At 64.5% G+C, this 18,156-nt stretch carries 17 protein-coding genes and 1 tRNA gene; 2 read left to right on the top strand and 16 right to left on the bottom strand.

Features of this window, described 5'->3' with window-relative positions; translation table 11 throughout:
- Positions 1-15 precede the first annotated feature (15 nt).
- From pheS to CFB46_RS11260, 11 genes are all read right to left on the bottom strand, one after another.
- A complete protein-coding gene (gene pheS / locus CFB46_RS11315) occupies positions 16-1,029 on the bottom strand; it encodes a phenylalanine--tRNA ligase subunit alpha (RefSeq protein ID WP_179235057.1) in 1,014 nt (337 codons plus the stop codon).
- Between the two features lie 148 nt (positions 1,030-1,177).
- A complete protein-coding gene (rplT, locus tag CFB46_RS11310) occupies positions 1,178-1,537 on the bottom strand; it encodes a 50S ribosomal protein L20 (RefSeq protein WP_004192938.1) in 360 nt (119 codons plus the stop codon).
- Between the two features lie 30 nt (positions 1,538-1,567).
- Positions 1,568-1,765 carry a 50S ribosomal protein L35 gene (gene rpmI / locus CFB46_RS11305; protein ID WP_004191477.1) on the bottom strand — a complete coding sequence of 66 codons (198 nt, stop codon included), beginning with the start codon at positions 1,763-1,765 and terminating at the stop codon, positions 1,568-1,570.
- A 189-nt stretch (positions 1,766-1,954) separates the two neighbouring features.
- Positions 1,955-2,479, bottom strand: coding sequence for a translation initiation factor IF-3 (gene infC, locus CFB46_RS11300; RefSeq protein ID WP_080681331.1), 525 nt, complete (start codon positions 2,477-2,479; stop codon positions 1,955-1,957).
- 49 nt (positions 2,480-2,528) lie between these two features.
- Positions 2,529-4,436: a threonine--tRNA ligase gene (gene thrS / locus CFB46_RS11295; protein WP_027784255.1), complete on the bottom strand. Its 1,908-nt coding sequence runs from the start codon at positions 4,434-4,436 to the stop codon at positions 2,529-2,531.
- Between the two features lie 271 nt (positions 4,437-4,707).
- Positions 4,708-4,784, bottom strand: a tRNA-Val gene (locus tag CFB46_RS11285).
- Between the two features lie 84 nt (positions 4,785-4,868).
- Positions 4,869-7,103, bottom strand: coding sequence for a RelA/SpoT family protein (locus CFB46_RS11280; protein WP_027784254.1), 2,235 nt, complete (start codon positions 7,101-7,103; stop codon positions 4,869-4,871).
- A 49-nt stretch (positions 7,104-7,152) separates the two neighbouring features.
- The gene (locus CFB46_RS11275) at positions 7,153-7,506 is read right to left on the bottom strand and encodes a RidA family protein (protein ID WP_027784253.1); all 354 of its coding nucleotides are present in this window, start codon (positions 7,504-7,506) and stop codon (positions 7,153-7,155) included.
- 81 nt (positions 7,507-7,587) lie between these two features.
- On the bottom strand, positions 7,588-8,484 hold the full coding sequence (locus CFB46_RS11270) for an alpha/beta fold hydrolase (protein WP_027784252.1): 897 nt from the start codon (positions 8,482-8,484) through the stop codon (positions 7,588-7,590).
- 223 nt (positions 8,485-8,707) lie between these two features.
- Complete coding sequence (locus tag CFB46_RS11265) at positions 8,708-9,349, bottom strand: CoA transferase subunit B (protein ID WP_027784251.1); 642 nt, start codon at positions 9,347-9,349, stop codon at positions 8,708-8,710.
- A 1-nt stretch (position 9,350) separates the two neighbouring features.
- A complete protein-coding gene (locus CFB46_RS11260; RefSeq protein ID WP_027784250.1) occupies positions 9,351-10,055 on the bottom strand; it encodes a CoA transferase subunit A in 705 nt (234 codons plus the stop codon).
- A gap of 223 nt (positions 10,056-10,278) precedes the next feature.
- Here CFB46_RS11260 and CFB46_RS11255 point away from each other — a divergent pair, with 223 nt between their 5' ends.
- A complete protein-coding gene (locus tag CFB46_RS11255; RefSeq protein ID WP_027784249.1) occupies positions 10,279-10,824 on the top strand; it encodes a LuxR C-terminal-related transcriptional regulator in 546 nt (181 codons plus the stop codon).
- Between the two features lie 127 nt (positions 10,825-10,951).
- Here the strand turns inward: CFB46_RS11255 and CFB46_RS11250 are convergent, their stop codons facing one another.
- A complete protein-coding gene (locus CFB46_RS11250) occupies positions 10,952-11,392 on the bottom strand; it encodes an acyl-CoA thioesterase (RefSeq protein ID WP_027784248.1) in 441 nt (146 codons plus the stop codon).
- A gap of 32 nt (positions 11,393-11,424) precedes the next feature.
- Positions 11,425-12,207: an SDR family oxidoreductase gene (locus tag CFB46_RS11245; RefSeq protein ID WP_011545236.1), complete on the bottom strand. Its 783-nt coding sequence runs from the start codon at positions 12,205-12,207 to the stop codon at positions 11,425-11,427.
- Between the two features lie 179 nt (positions 12,208-12,386).
- Between CFB46_RS11245 and CFB46_RS11240 the strand changes: the two genes are divergently transcribed.
- On the top strand, positions 12,387-14,060 hold the full coding sequence (locus CFB46_RS11240; protein WP_027784247.1) for an electron transfer flavoprotein-ubiquinone oxidoreductase: 1,674 nt from the start codon (positions 12,387-12,389) through the stop codon (positions 14,058-14,060).
- 149 nt (positions 14,061-14,209) lie between these two features.
- On the opposite strand, the gene aroC is transcribed toward CFB46_RS11240, so the two are convergent.
- From aroC to CFB46_RS11225, 3 genes are all read right to left on the bottom strand, one after another.
- Positions 14,210-15,310, bottom strand: coding sequence for a chorismate synthase (gene aroC, locus CFB46_RS11235; protein WP_027784246.1), 1,101 nt, complete (start codon positions 15,308-15,310; stop codon positions 14,210-14,212).
- A 244-nt stretch (positions 15,311-15,554) separates the two neighbouring features.
- The gene (locus tag CFB46_RS11230; protein WP_027784245.1) at positions 15,555-17,489 is read right to left on the bottom strand and encodes an MFS transporter; all 1,935 of its coding nucleotides are present in this window, start codon (positions 17,487-17,489) and stop codon (positions 15,555-15,557) included.
- Positions 17,490-17,631: 142 nt separating this feature from the next.
- Complete coding sequence (locus tag CFB46_RS11225) at positions 17,632-18,087, bottom strand: CBS domain-containing protein (RefSeq protein WP_027784244.1); 456 nt, start codon at positions 18,085-18,087, stop codon at positions 17,632-17,634.
- Positions 18,088-18,156: the final 69 nt, after the last annotated feature.

Below are 18,156 nucleotides of genomic sequence, written 5' to 3'. Positions count from 1 at the left end.
GCGCGGCGAGCGGCGTTATGCGAACTGGCGCAGGAAACGCAGGTCGTTCTCGAAGAACAACCGGAGATCCTGGACGCCGTAGCGCAGCATCGTCAGGCGCTCGAGGCCGCTGCCGAACGCGAAACCGATGTAGCGCTCGGGGTCGAGGCCCATGTTGCGGATCACGGTCGGATGCACCTGCCCGGAGCCGGAAATTTCGAGCCACTTGCCGGCGTTCTTGCCGTGCTCGAACATCATGTCGATCTCGGCCGACGGTTCCGTGAACGGGAAATACGACGGACGGAAGCGCACGAAGATGTCGTCGCGCTCGAAGAATTTTTTCAGGAAGTCGGTATAGACGCCCTTGAGGTCGGCGAAACTGATGTTTTCGTCGATCCACAGCCCCTCGACCTGATTGAACATCGGCGAGTGGGTCGCATCGCTGTCGACGCGATACGTGCGGCCCGGCGCGATCACCTTGATCGGCGGACGGTTCATGCGCGCATAACGCACCTGCATCGGGCTCGTGTGCGTGCGCAGCAGCAGCTGGCGGCCGTCGGCGTCCTTGCCTTCGACGTAGAAGGTGTCCTGCATCGAACGCGCCGGATGGTTCTCCGGGCTGTTCAGCGACGTGAAGTTGTACCAGTCGGTCTCGATTTCAGGGCCGTCGGCCACGTCGAAACCGATCGAGCCGAAAATCTGTTCGACCCGCTCCCACGTGCGCATCACCGGGTGCAGGCTGCCCGCGCCGGCGCCACGGCCCGGCAACGTCACGTCGATCGCTTCGGCGGTGAGGCGCTGATTCAGCAGCGCGTCGGCCAGTGCCTGGCGACGGGCGGCGAGCGCGGCTTCGACCTGCTGCTTCGCGACGTTGATGCGCGCGCCTTCGGTCTTGCGTGCTTCGGGATCGAGCTTGCCGAGGCCCTTCAGCAACTCGGTCAGCGCACCCGATTTGCCGAGAAATCGTGCTTTCTCGTTTTCGAGCGTGGTGATGTCGGCAGCCTGTTCGAAGGACTGCTGCGCGTCGGCGACAATCTGGTCCAGATCCATAGATCCCATCATTTCCAACGTCATTCGGTCTTGGCGAGCGAAACCGCCCACCAAACAAAAAAGGGGCTCGGAAGAGCCCCGTTTTCGCTGCAGCGGCCGAGACTACCGGAACCTCGCTGCAACTAACCACGCAGTGCTAATTTCGCAATTAGGCTGCAACGGCGGCTTTCACCTGCTTGACGATCGCAGCAAAAGCAGCCTTGTCGAACACCGCCATGTCGGCCAGCACCTTACGGTCGAGTTCGATCGACGCCTTCTTCAGGCCGTTGATGAACACGCTGTAGGTCATGTCGTGCTGGCGAACTGCCGCGTTGATACGCGTGATCCACAGTGCGCGGAACACACGCTTCTTGTTGCGGCGATCGCGGTACGCGTACTGACCAGCGCGCATCACCGCCTGCTTGGCGATGCGGTAGACGTTATTGCGGCGGCCGCGATAACCCTTGGCCAGGTTGATGATCTTCTTGTGGCGGGCCCGTGCGGTTACCCCACGTTTGACTCGAGGCATGTTTCTCTCCTTGGAGTATCGGTTGAGGGGTTACGCGAACGGCAGCATTGCGCGGACGGAGTTCAGATCGGAATCATGAACTGCCGTTGCGCCGCGCAGGTGACGCTTGTTCTTCGTGGTTTTCTTGGTCAGGATGTGGCGCTTGAAGGCTTGACCGCGCTTGACGGTACCGCCCGGACGCACCACGAAGCGCTTTGCAGCACTCTTCTTGGTCTTCATCTTCGGCATGACGACAACTCCAGTTTATTAGATGGCGATGGGTGTGCGGTTGGCTTGCGCCCTGAACCCGCCCTTCGAAACCCAGTCCACTTGTGTACGGCGTACCGCTTGCGCAGCCGCCGTCATTGTTGGCGCGCCGCCCTGACCGGGCGACGCGCCGAACCACTGTCGAACCTGCGCGCGATGCGCGCGGGCCCGTTACTTCTTTTTCTTCGGCGAGAGCACCATGATCATCTGGCGCCCTTCCATCTTCGGCATCTGCTCGACCTGGCCGACTTCCTCGAGATCCGTGCGCAGACGCTCGAGCATCCGCATACCGATTTCCTGGTGAGCCATTTCGCGGCCGCGGAAACGCAACGTGATCTTCGTCTTGTCGCCCTCTTCGAGGAAGCGCGTGAGGTTGCGAAGCTTGACGTTGTAATCCCCGTCATCGGTACCCGGGCGGAACTTGACTTCCTTGACCTGGATGACCTTCTGCTTCAGCTTCGCTTCATGCTGCTTCTTCGATTCCTGGTACTTGAACTTGCCGTAATCCATCAGACGGCAAACCGGCGGCACCGCTTGCGGCGCGATTTCCACCAGGTCAACATCCAGTTCTTCCGATTTACGGAAAGCATCAGCGAGTTTTACGATACCGAGCGGTTCGTTCTCGATCCCGACCAGGCGCACTTCCGGCGCAGTGATTTCACCGTTGATGCGGTGCGACGACTTATCAGTAGCGATGTTACGTTTCCTCTAAAAATTAAAAAAACGAGCCGCGCTGCCAGGGCGGTTACTTGAACGAGCGCAGGTCTTCCTGCAGACGCTCAACGAAGGCTTCGACCGGCATTACGCCAAGATCGACGCCGCCACGGGCACGCACGGCTACCGTTTGCGCATCACGCTCCTTATCGCCCACGACGAGGAGATAAGGCACCTTTTCCAGCGTGTGCTCGCGTATTTTATAGCTAATCTTCTCGTTGCGCAAATCGGCCGCCACTCTAACCCCTTGTTTTTGCAACGATTGGGTCAGAGCCTGCGCATATTCGGCCTGACTTTCGGCGATATTGAGCACAATTGCCTGGTACGGCGCGAGCCAGACCGGCATTGCACCAGCATGGTGCTCGATCAAAATGCCGAGGAAACGCTCCATCGAGCCGACGATCGCGCGGTGCAGCATCACCGGCCGGCGGCGGCTGTTGTCTTCCGCCACGTACTCGGCGCCCAGGCGCTCCGGCAGCATCATGTCGAGCTGCAGCGTGCCGCACTGCCACGAACGGCCGAGCGCATCCTTGATGTGGTACTCGATCTTCGGGCCGTAGAACGCGCCCTCACCCGGCAACTCTTCCCACGTGAGGCCGCATGCCGTCAGCGCTTCGCGCAGCCCCTGCTCGGCACGATCCCAGGTTTCGTCCGAACCCATGCGCTGCTCCGGGCGCAGCGACAGCTTGATGTCGATGTGCTCGAAGCCGAAATCGCCGTACACGCTCATCGCGAGTTTGTTGAAGGCGATCGACTCGGCAATGATCTGGTCTTCCGTACAGAAGATGTGCGCATCGTCCTGCACGAAGCCGCGCACGCGCATCAGGCCGTGCAGCGCACCCGACGCCTCGTTGCGGTGGCACGAGCCGAATTCCGCGTAACGCAGCGGCAGGTCGCGGTACGAGCGCAGGCCGTGCTTGAACACCTGGACGTGGCCCGGGCAGTTCATCGGCTTGATCGCGTAGTCGCGCTTCTCCGACTCCGTCGTGAACATGTTCTCGCGATAGTTCTGCCAGTGGCCCGACGCCTCCCACAGCGAGCGGTCCATGATCATCGGCGTCTTGATCTCGAGATAGCCGGCTTCGTTGACGCGGCGGCGCATGTACTGCTCGACCTGCTGCCACAGCGCCCAGCCCTTCGGATGCCAGAACACCATGCCCGGCGACTCTTCCTGCATGTGGAACAGGTCGAGCTGCTTGCCCAGCTTGCGGTGGTCGCGCTTTTCCGCTTCCTCGAGCATGTGCAGGTACTGATCCTGATCTTCCTTCTTCGTCCAGGCCGTGCCGTAGATGCGCTGCAGCTGCTCGTTCTTCGAATCGCCGCGCCAGTACGCGCCCGCGACCTTCATCAGCTTGAACACCTTCAGCTTGCCGGTGGACGGCACGTGCGGGCCGCGGCACAGATCGGTGAAGCCGCCGTGCGAGTACAGCTTGATTTCGTCGCTTTGCGGAATCGATTCGATGATCTCGGCCTTGTACTTCTCGCCGATGCTGCGGAAGTAACCGGCCGCCTCGTCGCGCGACACGACGCGGCGCGTGACTGGCTCGTCCTTCTTCGCGAGCTCCTGCATGCGCTTTTCGATCTTTTCGAGATCTTCCGGCGTAAACGGGCGGTTGTACGAGAAGTCGTAATAGAAACCGTTGTCGATCACGGGGCCGATCGTCACCTGCGCGTCCGGATACAGTTCCTTCACCGCATACGCGAGCAAGTGGGCGGTCGAGTGGCGGATGATGTCGAGGCCGTCGGCATCCTTGTCCGTGACGATCGCGAGCGACGCGTCGCGGTCGATCACCGTCGACGTATCCACGAGCTCGCCATCGAGCTTGCCACCAAGCGCAGCCTTCGCCAAGCCGGGACCGATCGAGGCCGCAACCTCGGCAACTGTCACCGGATGCTCGTATTGTCGAACTGAGCCGTCAGGCAAGCGTATCGAAACCATAGCAATCTCCGTGATGCCGACAGTGGGCGGCAGACCAGGTACGCGAGATCAAACTCACGCGTGAAAAATTCGCGACAAAAAAAATGCGGCCCCGCTTTCGAGGGGCCGCATTCGATACTTCACTCAACCTGAAAGGGCGAAAACGTTCCTCGACTAGCGTCGCTCCGAAGTGGTTTCGGTCAACGTTCGCGGTGTCATAACCGTATTCGCCTTGTTTGCGTTGAGTTGTGTACTGCATCGAACACCCGAAGACCGGGCATTCTCAATTCGTTGGTAGGCTCGATTGGACTCGAACCAACGACCCCCACCATGTCAAGGTGGTGCTCTAACCAGCTGAGCTACGAGCCTAGAGAAGCTAAGATTATATGGTGCTGCTACCGGCTTGGCAAGTGTTTTATGCGGTTGCAGCAAAAGAACGCCGTTCCAACCCCATCACGCTTTTCGCGCCGCCCGCACGACGCCCTGCACCTCGCCGAGCAGCGTGCACGCGCGCTGCACCTGCGCCGAATTCGACACCTCGACCGTGAACTGCATGAATGCCGCATTGCGGCGGCTCTGCGTCTTCACGCCAACGACGTTGATCTTTTCCCGCGCGAACACTTCGGAGATATCGCGCAGCAACCCTTGCCGGTCGCTCGCCTCGATCATCAGGTCGACCGGATAGACGGATGCGCCGCGCCCGCCGAGCACGTCTGCCGACCAGGTCGTCTGCAGCACGCGCTCCGGCGCGCGCTCGACCATCCGGCGAAACGTCGGACAGTCGGTGCGATGGATCGACATCCCCTTGCCGCGCGTGACGAAACCGCTGATCGGATCGGGCGGCGCCGGACGGCAGCAGCGCGCGAGTTGCGTCAGCAGCGCGTCGACGCCCACCACCAGCACGCCGGTCGACGCACCATGCGCGACGCTTGCGCCGCTGCTGCGCTTCTCGAAATCGGCCGGCGCCTCGGGCGCCGGTTCCGGCGGCGGCGCATCGGACAGCGCATGCTCGACGTTGCGCAGGCTGAATTCTTCCTTGCCGACGACCGAGAACAGCTCCTCGGGCGACTTGAAACCGAGCTTCGCGGCGAGATTGTCCAGGCTGACCGACGTCTTGCCCTCGCGCTGCAGCGTCTTTTCGACGAGCGCGCGGCCGTGCGCGACGTTTTCTTCCTGCTCGATCGAGTTGAACCACGCACGCACTTTCTGCCGCGCGCGCGGGCTCTTCAGGTAGCCGAGCTGCAGGTTCAGCCAGTCGCGCGACGGCCCGCCCTCCTTCACCGCGACGATCTCGACCGTCTGGCCGTTCGCGAGCGACGTGTTCAGCGGCACCATCACGCCATCGACGCGCGCGCCACGGCAGCGATGGCCAAGCTCGCTGTGCAGGTGATACGCGAAATCGACCGGCGTCGCGCCCTGCGGCAGCGCGATCACGCGCGCCTGCGGCGTCAGCACGTAGATGTGGTCGTCGTCGAGCGACGTCTCGCGCAATTGCGCCCACGCCTGGTCGCCCGACACTTCGGTGCCGTCCTCGACGTCGTCCTTCCACGCGAGCAACTGGCGCAGCCACGCGATCTTCTCGTCGTACTTGTCGTTCGCCGAGAACTGGCCGCCGTAGCCGCGCGCGCCGGCCTCCTTGTAGCGCCAGTGCGCGGCGACGCCGTACTCGGCGAAACGATGCATCTCCTGCGTGCGGATCTGCACTTCGAACGCACGGCCGTCGTCGCCGATCACGACCGTATGCAGCGACTTGTAGCCGTTCGGCTTCGGCCGCGAGATGTAGTCGTCGAATTCCTTCGGAACCGGCTGCCACAAGTGATGCACGATGCCGAGCACCGCGTAGCAATCCTTGATGTCCGGCACGATCACGCGGAACGCGCGAACGTCGTACAGCTCGGAGAAATCGAGCTCCTTGCCGCGCATCTTGCGCCAGATGCTGTAGATATGCTTCGGCCGGCCGCTCACGTCGGCCTGGATGTTCGCTTCCGCCAGCTCGTGCTGCAACCGCGCGATCGCCTGCGTGACGTACGCCTCGCGCTCGATGCGCTTCTCGTCGAGCAGCTTCGCGATCCGCTTGTAGGTGACGGGATCCTCGAAGCGAAACGCGAGATCCTCGAGCTCCCACTTCAGTTGCCAGATACCGAGACGATTCGCGAGCGGCGCATAGATCTCGAGCGTCTCGCGCGCGACGTCCGGCGGCGGGTCGATCTTCGCGGCCGCGTAGTAGCGCAGCGACTGCAACCGCGACGCGAGCCGGATCAGCACCACGCGGATGTCCTGCGCGAATGCGAGCAGCATCTTGCGCAGCGCCTCGATCTGCGCACGCCGCTCTTGCGCCGCGTCGCGTCCGGAGTCGGGCTTCGCGTTCTGCGCGACGCGCAGGCTGACGGTGCCGAGCCGCAACAGCTTGCGCACGTCGGACACGAGCCGCGCGACTTCGTCGCCGAAACGCTCGGTCAGCTCGCGCCCGGGGTCGCTCAAGTGCGGCGTCAGCACGAACAGCGCGGCGGCCTGCATCGCGGACGGATCGACGTTCAGCGTGCGCATGATCGCCGCCGTGCCGGCCGAGTGATCGGCGAGCAGCTCGCCCGACGACAGGCGCGCGTCGCCGGCCCGCTCGCGCACGAACGCGAGCACGTCGTCGAACGACGGCGCCGCGACGGGGGAAGCGGAAACGGATTCGGTCATTGCACGGCCTGCCGGAATACGGTCATCGTCGGATAACGCTCAGCTCGACTCAGCTCCGCTGCGCGGCGACGACCACGATCTCGACGAGCAGCGCCGGATCGGCGAGCTTCGCCTCGACGGTGGCGCGCGGCGGCGTGTTGCCCTGCGCGACCCATGCGTCCCACTCCGCATTCATGCCTTCGAAATTCGCGAGATCCGAGATGTAGATCTGCACCGACAGCAGATGCGCCTTGTCGCTGTTCGCTTCGGCGAGCAGGCGGTCGATGTGGCCGAGCACTTCGCGCGTCTGGCCGCGGATGTCCTGCGTGGTGTCTTCGGCGATCTGGCCTGCCAGATACACGGTACCGTTGTGGATCGCGGTTTCGGAGAGACGGGCCCCGACGTGATGACGAATGACTGCCATGAAAGTGTTCCGGTCGTGAATGGGTAAGAAATCGGGCGGCGGCACGGCCCGCGCACCGCCGAACCGCATATTATGACGCGTTTATACGTCGCCTTCGACGAAAAACCGCCGCGCGAGCGCAATCTGGTCGGCGCTGACGAAGGCCGGCGCGTGGCCCGCCCCCGGAATCTCGACCTGCGTCACATGCCGGCCGCGACGGACCATTTCGGCCGCCGTCTCGCGCGACAGCAAGTCGGACGTCTCGCCGCGCACGACGAGCAGCATTGCATCCGTCGTTTCGATCGCGCGCCACAGCGCGGCCTCGCCGAGCGCGGCCAGTTCGGGCGTCGTCGCCTTGAACGGCTCGGCGATGCGCGGATCGTAGCGCATCGTCCAGCCGCCTTCGGGCAGTTCGTGCAGCAGCGGCCCGTTGATCTCGCGCCACTCGTCGGCGCTCAGCGCTCCGAACGGCAGCGACAGCGAGGTCAGATAGTCGATCGCCTCCTGCTCGGTCGCAAAGCGCGGCTGCACGCCGAGATATTCGCCGATGCGCGTCAGCGAATCGGGCTCGATGCGCGGGCCGACGTCGTTGACGATCATCCGCCGCACCGGCGTGCCGGGAAGCCCCGCGAGCGCCATGCCGATCAGGCCGCCCATCGACGTGCCGAACCAGTCGACCGATTCGACGTCGAGGCGCGCGATCAGCGTCACCATGTCGGCCACGTACTGCGGAATCGCATAGTGCCGCGGATCGGCCAGCCGGTCCGACCGGCCACGCCCGACGACATCGGGGCAGACAACGCGATACGTATCGGACAGCGCGGCGGCGAGCCGGTCGAAATCGCGCCCGGAGCGGGTCAGGCCGTGCACGCAGACGAGCACGCGCGGATTGGCTGAGTCGCCCCATTCGGTATAGGCAACGTGATGGAGGCCGGCCGGGCTCGCGCATTGCACGCGCCGCTGGCGGGGAACCTGAGGATTCGCTGAAGTCGGTGGCATCGTTGGCATCCTGTCGAACGGGGGCCCGCATGGGGCAACGCTTGCGGCGCCCGATGCAAACGATTGTAAACCGCTTCGGAATGACGGGGCGCCGCCAATGCAACCGGCTCAACGGTACCGATCGACGGCGGCGGCGCGATCGCGTGACGCATGCGGTCATGACAAAACGCCCCGCGTTCCGTGAGGAACGCGGGGCGTCGAGAATGACGCGACAACGTGACGCTCAGGCCACGGCGCTGACGTCGAGCGGCGCTCCCGTCTTCGCCTGGATCTCATCGGCGCTCACGCCGTCGGCGAGCTCGAGCACCTTCAACCCGGCCGGCGTCACTTCGATCACGCCGAGATCGGTGATGATCAGGTCGACCACACCGACACCCGTGAGCGGCAGGTTGCATTCGTCGAGGATCTTGTGCTGATCGCCCTTCGCGACATGCTCCATCAGCACGACGACGCGCTTCACGCCGGCGACGAGATCCATCGCGCCGCCCATCCCCTTGATCATCTTGCCCGGGATCATCCAGTTCGCGAGATCGCCCCGCTTGCTGACCTGCATCGCGCCGAGGATCGCCAGGTTGATGTGACCGCCGCGAATCATCGCGAACGAATCGGCCGACGAGAAGATCGACGAACCCGGCAGCGTCGTGACGGTCTGCTTGCCGGCGTTGATGAGATCGGCGTCGACTTCGTCTTCGGTCGGCGACGGGCCGATGCCGAGCAGGCCGTTCTCCGACTGCAGCCACACCTCGACGCCTTGCGGCACGTGGTTCGCGACGAGCGTCGGCAGGCCGATGCCGAGGTTCACGTAGAAGCCGTCCTGCAGTTCCTTCGCCGCGCGCGCGGCCATCTGGTCACGATTCCAGGCCATGTCAGTCTCCTTTCGCGCGGATGACGCGTTGTTCGATGCGTTTTTCAGGCGTCGCGTTCAACACGATGCGCTGCACGAAGATCCCCGGCGTATGAACCTGGTCCGGATCGAGCGTGCCGTTCTCGACGATCTCCTCGACCTCCACCACGGTGATCTTGCCGGCCATCGCGCACATCGGGTTGAAGTTGCGCGCGGTGCGGCGGTAGATGAGATTGCCCGACTTGTCGGCCTTCCACGCCTTGACGAGCGCGACGTCGGCCGTCAGCGACGGCTCGAGCACGTAGTGGCGATCGCCGAACTGGCGCGTTTCCTTGCCTTCCGCAATCACGGTGCCGTAGCCGGTATTCGTGAAGAATGCGGGGATGCCCGCGCCGCCCGCGCGCAGCTTTTCGGCGAGCGTGCCCTGCGGCGTGAATTCGAGCTCGAGTTCGCCGGCCAGGTACTGGCGCTCGAACTCCTTGTTCTCGCCGACGTACGACGAGATCATCTTCTTGATCTGGCGCGTTTCCAGCAGCAGGCCGAGGCCGAAACCGTCGACACCCGCGTTGTTGCTGATGCAGGTGATGCCCTTGACGGCCGTATCGCGCAACGCCGCGATCAGCGCCTCCGGAATCCCGCACAGGCCGAAGCCGCCCACCGCGAAGGTCTGTCCGTCACGGACGATCCCTTCCAGCGCGGCGGCCGCGCTTGGATAGACTTTGTTCATCTGTTGTCCCTTCCTCTATGGAAACCAGCGAAACCGGTTCACGCGCCCTTGTGGGCCGCAAGCCCGCCGCACCATTCTATGCATGCACGGCGATACCTGCGTCGAGGCGCGCTGTTTTTATGTCGCGGCAAACCGCCGCGAGATGCCCGAAAGGGTACGATGTGACGCCGATACGGCACAATACGCAAAAATACATAAGCATTTGCCTCCGCTTGCCCGCGCCATGCCCGACCTCGATTACCAGACCGCCTTCCACCTCGCGCCGCTCGGCCTCGTGCTGTCGCGCGACCGCGTGATCGAGGACTGCAACGACGCGCTCGCGTCGATCTTCCGGTGCGCGCGGGGCGACCTGATCGGGAAATCGTACGAGGTGCTCTATCCGTCGACGGACGAATTCCAGCGAATCGGCGAGCGCATCTCGCGCGTGATGGCAGCGAACGGCATCTACTCGGATGACAGAATCATGAAGCGCGCGGACGGCGAGCTGTTCTGGTGCCACGTGACGGGCCGCGCGCTCGACCGCACCGCGCCGCTCGCGGCCGGCGTCTGGACCTTCGAGGACTTGAGCGCGACGCGCCGTGTCGCGGTCGAGCTGACGCCGCGCGAGCGCGAAATCGCCGCCCAGCTCGCGACCGGCAAGACCAGCAAGCAGATCGGGCGCGTGCTCGACATCAGCTCGCGCACGGTCGACATCTACCGCGCCCGGCTGATGCGTAAATACGGGACGAACAACACGCCGGAGCTGCTCCAGCGCCTGCTCGGGCAGTGAACGCGCATCGCGTGGCGGCGCTCGAACGACAATCGGCCGCACATGGCGGCCGATCAGGGGAAACAACGGAGAAACAACAGGCACGGCATGCCACCGGCGCCCGGTGCCGGCCTGCCGGCAGCCGCGCTCAGACGACTTTCGTCGCGAGCGCGTGCTCGATCGTGTCGCGCAGCAGTTGCGGCAGCGGCACCGACTTGCCGAGCGCGTAGTCGACCCACACGCAGCGTGCGTTGCCACGCGCATAGACGTGCTGCGGATCGTCCGCGCGCGTGAGCTCGAACCCGGTGTCGAAGCTGCTTCGGCCGGGCTTGGCGGCCGACATCTTCGCGATCACGTCGCCCGGATAGTGCAGCTGCTTGAGGAATTCCATCGACGCCGTGACGATGACGGGCCCCTGCCCCTCGCCGTTGCCGCCGGCAATGCCGAGCGCCTCGAACCACGAAATCCGCGCCTGCTCCATGTAGCGGAAATAGACCGTGTTGTTCACATGGCCGAACGCGTCCATGTCGCCCCAGCGGATCGGCATCGACATCTCAAAAACGGGGGAGTAATCGCTTGTTGCGCTCATTGCACTCTTCTTTGTTGCTGAATGTCACCCGCTCAGGCGAGGCCGAAACCGTCGTCGGCGGAGATGATCGAACCGTTGATGAACTGCGACTCGTCGGCCGCGAGCAGCAACAACAGCCCGTCGAGATCCTGCGGCTTGCCGACGCGCCGGCGCGGCAGCATCGACTGCAGCTTCTGGCCCTGTTCGGTTTCCCACAGGTAATGATTGATTTCGGTATCGATATAGCCCGGACAGATCGCGTTCACGTTGATCCCGTGGCGCCCCCACTCCAGCGCCATCGCGCGCGTCATCTGCACGACCGCGGCCTTGCTCATCGCGTACAGCCCGATCTGCGGGAACACGCGCAGCCCGGCCACCGACGCGATGTTGATGATCCGGCACGGCGGCTTGCCGTTGCCGCCGCCGTTCGCGCGCATGATCATCCGCTTCGCGACTTCCTGCGCGACGAAAAATGCGCCGCGCGTGTTCGTATCGAACACGAACTCGAAATCCGCCGGCGTCACGTCGACGAGCTTCTGCATCGTCGACACACCCGAATTGTTCACGAGGATGTCGATCGTGCCGGCTTCCGTCTCCGCATGCGCGACGGCCGCCTTGATGCTCTGGACGTCGGTCACGTCGAGCGATACGACGTGCGCGGCACCGCCCGCCGCCTCGATCTCCGCACGCAGCTCCTTCAGGCGTTCGACGCGGCGGCTCGCGAGCACGACCTTCGCGCCGGCCTGCGACAGCACCTGCGCAAAACGCTGCCCGAGGCCGCTCGACGCGCCCGTGACCAGCGCAACCTTGCCTTCCAGATTGATCGATCGACCCATTTGCACATCCCCTTTCGATATCGTTTCGCCAGCCCAGGCGGCACTGCCTGAGCGGCATTACCCTAGCACAAAAAATAGAACGATCGTGCTAATCTACTTGCATGTTGTTGCGGCAAGCGTTTCGTTTCGCAGACAATACGCTCCCGAATAAAAGCATTCTAACGGTTAGAGGAACGCCAATGACCCCCGCAAGCCTCATCGAGCAATACGGCCCGCGCGAATCGATGGAATACGACGTCGTGATCGTCGGCGGCGGCCCCGCCGGGCTGTCGGCGGCGATCCGGCTCAAGCAGCTGGCCGCCGAGAAAGGCACCGAGATCGGCGTATGCGTGCTCGAGAAGGGTTCCGAGATCGGCGCGCACATCCTGTCGGGCGCGGTGATGGACCCGCGCGCGATCACCGAACTGTTTCCCGACTGGAAGGAACGGGGCGCACCGCTCGATGTCGAGGTGACGGAAGACCGCTTCCTGTTCCTGTCCGAGAAAAGCGCGGTGACCACGCCGAACTGGGCGCTGCCCGAGAACTTCAAGAATCACGGCAATTACGTGATCTCGCTGGGCAACGTCACGCGCTGGCTCGGGGCACAGGCCGAAGCGCTGGGCGTCGAGATTTTCCCGGGCTTCCCCGCCGCGGAAATCCTCTACAACGACGACGGCTCGGTCAAAGGCGTCGCGACCGGCAACATGGGCGTGGGCAAGGACGGCGAGCCGACCGAGAACTTCCAGCTCGGCATGGAATTGCACGCGAAGTACACGCTGTTCGCCGAAGGCTGCCGCGGCCACCTCGGCCGCCAGCTGATCTCGAAGTTCAAGCTCGACGCGAACGCCGATCCGCAGGCGTACGGGATCGGCATCAAGGAACTGTGGGAAATCGATCCCGCGAAGCACAAGCCGGGTCTCGTGATCCACACGGCCGGCTGGCCGCTGAAGTCCGATACCTACGGCGGCTCGTTCCTGTATCACATGGACAACAACCAGGTCGTGGTCGGCTTCGTGGTGGGCCTGGGTTACACGAACCCGTACCTGTCGCCGTTCGAGGAATTCCAGCGCTACAAGACGCATCCGTCGATCCGCGCGTTCCTCGAAGGCGGCAAGCGCGTGTCGTACGGCGCGCGCGCGATCACCGCCGGCGGCCTGCTGTCGCTGCCGAAGACGGTGTTCCCGGGCGGCGCGCTGATCGGCGACGACGCGGGCTTCCTGAACGCATCGCGGATCAAGGGTAGCCACGCGGCGATCAAGACCGGCATGCTGGCGGCCGACGCCGCATTCGACGCGGTGCAGGCCGGCCGCCAGTCGGACGAACTCAACGCGTATCCGGATGCGTTCAAGCAATCGTGGCTGTACACGGAGCTGTACCGCGCGCGCAACTTCAAGCAGTGGATGGCCAAGGGGCTGTACCTGGGCACGCTGATGGTCGGACTCGAGCAGAAAGTGATGGGCGGCAACGTGCCGTGGACGCTGCATCACCAGCATGCGGATCACGAAATGCTGAAGCCGGCGTCGCAGTGCGAGCCGATCGCGTATCCGAAGCCGGACGGCAAGCTGACGTTCGACCGGCTGTCGTCGGTGTTCATCTCGAACACGAACCACGAGGAGAACCAGCCGGCGCATCTGACGCTGAAGGATGCGAGCGTGCCGGTGAACGTGAACCTGCGCACGTACGCGGGGCCGGAGGCGCGGTTCTGCCCGGCGGCGGTGTACGAGTTCGTGAAGAACGACGACGGCGGCGATCGCCTGGTGATCAACGCGCAGAACTGCGTGCACTGCAAGACCTGCGACATCAAGGACCCGACGCAGAACATCGTGTGGGTCACGCCCGAAGGGGGCGGCGGGCCGAATTACCCGAACATGTAACCTGCCGGAACGCGCCGCCACGAGCGGCGCGTTTTGTTTGGTCGCTACACACTGCCGCAAACGAAACGGGGCGCTGCATCACGCAGCGCCCCTCTTGCATTCGTCGTTCGACGGTCGGGATGGCGCACGCCGCGCCCCGCCCGCTCGTATCAGGTCGCGCTGGCGGCGATCTTCGGCGTCGGCGTCTCGACGTCGCCGCACTGCGCGCGGTGACGCAGCGCATGGTCGATCAGCACCAGCGCGAGCATCGATTCGGCGATCGGCGTCGCACGAATGCCGACGCACGGATCGTGGCGACCGAAGGTTTCGACCGTCGCCGCCTCACCGCTCTTCGTGATCGAACGGCGCGGCGTGCGGATGCTCGACGTCGGCTTGATCGCGATCGACACGGTGATGTCCTGCCCCGTCGAAATCCCGCCGAGCACGCCGCCCGCGTGGTTGCCGACGAAGCCGGCCGGCGTCAGTTCGTCGCCGTGCACCGAGCCGCGCTGCGCGACGCTGTCGAAGCCCGCGCCGATCTCGACGCCCTTCACCGCATTGATGCTCATCATCGCCTTCGCGATATCGGCATCGAGCCGGTCGAACACCGGTTCGCCCCAGCCGACCGGCACGCCCGACGCGACGACGTCGATGCGCGCGCCGATCGAATCGCCCTCCTTGCGCAGCGCGTCCATGTACGCCTCGAGCTCCGGCACGACCGCCGCGTTCGGCGAGAAGAACGGGTTCTCGTGCACGTGCGACCAGTCGACGAACGGCACGTCGATTTCGCCGAGGCCGCTCATGTAACCGCGCACCTCGACCCCGAAGCGCTCGCGCAGCCACTTCTTCGCGACCGCGCCGGCGCCGACGATCGGCGCGGTCAGGCGCGCCGAGGAACGGCCGCCGCCGCGGTAGTCGCGAATGCCGTATTTCTGCCAGTAGGTGTAGTCGGCGTGGCCGGGACGGAACGTCTCGACGATGTTGCCGTAGTCCTTGCTGCGCTGGTCGGTATTGCGGATCAGCAGCGCGATCGGCGTACCGGTCGTCACGCCTTCGAACACGCCCGACAGGATCTCGACCTCGTCGGCCTCCTGCCGTTGCGTCACGTGCCGCGATGTGCCGGGCTTGCGGCGATCGAGCTCGGCCTGGATGTCGGCTTCGGTCAGCCCCATCCCCGGCGGGCAGCCGTCGATCACGCAGCCGATCGCGGGACCGTGCGATTCGCCGAAGGTCGTGACAGTGAAAAGCGTGCCGAGGGTATTGCCGGACATGATGGAACCGCCCAAAGAGAAATGGGCAAACCGATGCGCTGCCGGGGCCGCAGGCAGGTCGATCGTTTGCCGGTCGAGAAAAGAGGTAAACCGCTATTATGCCAGCCGTCCCGGGCCGGCGGGCCGCCTGACCGCCGGCTGGGCGCAGGCGTGTGTGCAAGCAAGGCCCCGGAGGGCGCGACCGGACGCCCGTTCCAGCCCGGACGCAGCCGAATGTCCGTGCGCTATCGGGCCGGGCGCCCTTCTACTTCCGCGCGCCGCGCAGCTCGGTCACCGCCGCCTGCAGCGACTCGGGCGTCGCAACCGACGCCGGGATCGGCTCACCGACCGCCAGCGTCAGCCGGCTCATCATGCCGCGCTTGATGGGACGCGGCATCCGCGCATCGGTATGCCGCGAAAAATAGCTGCCCCACAGCCCGCGTAGTGCCATCGGGATCACCGGCGCCGGCGTGCGGTTCAGGATCTCGGTGATGCCGTGGTGAAACGTGTTGATGTCGCCCGTCTTCGTCAGCTTGCCCTCGGGGAAGATGCACACGAGTTCGCCGTCCTTCAGCGCGGCCTCGCACAGGTCGTACGCGCGCGCGAGCATCGCGGGATCCTCGTGACGCGGCGCGATCGGGATCGCCTTCGCATGCCGGAATACCCAGCTCGCGAAGCGCGTCTTGAAGATCCGGTGATCCATCACGAAACGAATCGGGCGGGGGCTCGCGGCGGCCAGCACGAGCGCATCGACGTAGCTGACGTGGTTGCACACGAGCACCGCGGCCCCTTCCGCCGGGATCCGCTCCGCGTGCACGAGGCGAATCCGGTAGAAGGTGTGCACGAGCACCCACGCGACGAAGCGCAGCAGGAACTCGGGCACGAGCAGGTAGATATACCCCGCGACGACGACGTTCAGCAGCGCGGTGACGAGGAACAGGCCCGGGATGTCGACGCCGGCCTTGGTCAGCCCCATCGCCATCACGGCCGACAGGATCATGAACAGCGCATTCAGGATGTTGTTCGCGGCGATGATCCGCGCGCGGTGCGTCGGCGCGCTGCGGCTCTGGATCAGCGCGTACAGCGGCACGCTGTAGAAGCCGCCGAACATCGCCAGCAGGAACAGGTCGGCCAGGATGCGCCAGTGGCGCGCACCGGCCAGGAATTCGCCGACCGACAGCAGATGGCCGGGCGACGGCAGCGCGTGGCTCGCGAAATACAGCTCGATCGCGAACACGCTGATGCCGATCGAACCGAGCGGCACGAGCCCGATCTCGACGCGCCGCTGCGACAGCCGCTCGCACAGCAGCGAACCGAGGCCGATACCGACCGAGAACGTCGCGAGCAGGACCGTGACGACGTCGGGGCTCGCGGACAGCACGTCCTTCGCGAAATTGAAGAACGACGTGAGGAACGTCGCGCCGACGAACCACAGCCACGAGATGCCGAGCAGACTCAGGAACACCGTGCGGTTCTGGCGCGCGAGGCCGAGATTGCGCCAGGTCTCGCTGACCGGATTCCAGTTGATCACGAGGTCGGGCTGCGGCGCGGGCGTCGACGGCACGCGCTGCGCGACGAGCCGCCCGGCCAGCGCGATGACGACGACGCTCACCGCGAGTATGCGCTCGCCGCTGCCTTCGATGCCGGCCGCCGCGCCGCCGATGATCGTGCCGATCAGGATCGCGATGAACGTGCCCATCTCGACGAGACCGTTGCCGCCGACCAGCTCGTGTTCGCCGAGATGCTGCGGCAGGTACGAATACTTGACGGGCCCGAACAGCGTCGAGTGCATCCCCATCATGAACGTGCACAAATACAGCAGCGTCGCGCTGTGCGTGACGAAGCCCGCCGCGCCGACCAGCATCAGCACGATCTCGAAGGACTTCACGAAGCGCGTGAGGGTCGCCTTGTCGTATTTGTCGGCGATCTGGCCGGACGTCGCCGAGAACAGCACGAACGGCAAGATGAAGATCGCGGAAATCAGGAACGCGGCCGTCTTCGCGTCGACGCCGGAGAACCGCGCGGTGTGATACGTGACGAGCGACGTGAAGCCGATCTTGAAGACGTTGTCGTTCAGCGCGCCGAGGAACTGGGTCGTGAAGAACGGCGCGAAGCGGCGCTCGCGCAGCAGGTCGAACTGCGATGCGTGCGCGCGCCGTTCGTCGCGCCGCCCGGAAGTGGCTTGCGTGTGATCGCTCATGCGGAATACGCGCGCATCGTCTGGGCGAAGCTGCGCGGGCCTCGTGTTGTTGTCGTTGAAAAAAAGGCGGCGCAGGTCAAACCTGCGCCGCCGCATGCCGGATGGCGGCGCCCATGCATCGAGGTGCCGGGCGCGGCATGGTTCACGGCTTGTGCGCTTCGGCTTCCGATTCCGGCCAGTCGCGGATGTACGCCTTCAGCATCCGGTTCTCGAAGCTCTGCGCCTCGACGACCGTCTTCGCGACGTCGTAGAACGAAATGACGCCCATCAACACCTTCTTGTCGAGCACCGGCATGTAACGCGCGTGACGCTCGAGCATCATCCGGCGCACTTCGTTGACGTCCGTTTCCGGCGTGCACGTGAGCGGCTCGTCCATCACCTTGCGCACCTGCACGTCGCCGATCGCGCCGCCGTTCACGTGCAGACGCAGGATGATCTCGCGAAACGTCAGCATCCCGACGAGATCGCCGTACTCCATCACGACGAGCGAACCGATGTCGTGTTCGGCCATCGTATCGACCGCTTCGCGCAGCGGCATATCGGGCGTCACCGTAAACAGCGTGTTGCCCTTCACTTTCAGAATATCGCTGACGCGCATCGTAGTCCCCTCATGCTTGAATGCAAAATCTCTTTCGATCCTATCGGAAAGCCTGTCAAAAGGAAAGCA

It is taken from the genome of Burkholderia sp. HI2761, from assembly GCF_002223355.1.
In the GTDB taxonomy this organism is placed as follows: Bacteria; Pseudomonadota; Gammaproteobacteria; order Burkholderiales; family Burkholderiaceae; genus Burkholderia.
Note: the sequence above shows the minus strand (reverse complement) of the source record. Positions and strands in the feature narration are given on the sequence as shown.

Coding starts and splice junctions, on each gene's coding strand:
- thrS (WP_027784255.1), bottom strand. CDS start 4,436: ATGGTTTCGATACGCTTGCCTGACGGCTCAGTTCGACAATACGAGCAT.
- rplT (WP_004192938.1), bottom strand. CDS start 1,537: ATGCCTCGAGTCAAACGTGGGGTAACCGCACGGGCCCGCCACAAGAAG.
- CFB46_RS11260 (WP_027784250.1), bottom strand. CDS start 10,055: ATGAACAAAGTCTATCCAAGCGCGGCCGCCGCGCTGGAAGGGATCGTC.
- CFB46_RS11250 (WP_027784248.1), bottom strand. CDS start 11,392: ATGAGCGCAACAAGCGATTACTCCCCCGTTTTTGAGATGTCGATGCCG.
- CFB46_RS11280 (WP_027784254.1), bottom strand. CDS start 7,103: ATGACCGAATCCGTTTCCGCTTCCCCCGTCGCGGCGCCGTCGTTCGAC.
- CFB46_RS11275 (WP_027784253.1), bottom strand. CDS start 7,506: ATGGCAGTCATTCGTCATCACGTCGGGGCCCGTCTCTCCGAAACCGCG.
- CFB46_RS11255 (WP_027784249.1), top strand. CDS start 10,279: ATGCCCGACCTCGATTACCAGACCGCCTTCCACCTCGCGCCGCTCGGC.
- CFB46_RS11270 (WP_027784252.1), bottom strand. CDS start 8,484: ATGCCACCGACTTCAGCGAATCCTCAGGTTCCCCGCCAGCGGCGCGTG.
- CFB46_RS11245 (WP_011545236.1), bottom strand. CDS start 12,207: ATGGGTCGATCGATCAATCTGGAAGGCAAGGTTGCGCTGGTCACGGGC.
- CFB46_RS11225 (WP_027784244.1), bottom strand. CDS start 18,087: ATGCGCGTCAGCGATATTCTGAAAGTGAAGGGCAACACGCTGTTTACG.
- CFB46_RS11230 (WP_027784245.1), bottom strand. CDS start 17,489: ATGAGCGATCACACGCAAGCCACTTCCGGGCGGCGCGACGAACGGCGC.
- rpmI (WP_004191477.1), bottom strand. CDS start 1,765: ATGCCGAAGATGAAGACCAAGAAGAGTGCTGCAAAGCGCTTCGTGGTG.
- CFB46_RS11265 (WP_027784251.1), bottom strand. CDS start 9,349: ATGGCCTGGAATCGTGACCAGATGGCCGCGCGCGCGGCGAAGGAACTG.
- aroC (WP_027784246.1), bottom strand. CDS start 15,310: ATGTCCGGCAATACCCTCGGCACGCTTTTCACTGTCACGACCTTCGGC.
- CFB46_RS11240 (WP_027784247.1), top strand. CDS start 12,387: ATGACCCCCGCAAGCCTCATCGAGCAATACGGCCCGCGCGAATCGATG.
- pheS (WP_179235057.1), bottom strand. CDS start 1,029: ATGGATCTGGACCAGATTGTCGCCGACGCGCAGCAGTCCTTCGAACAG.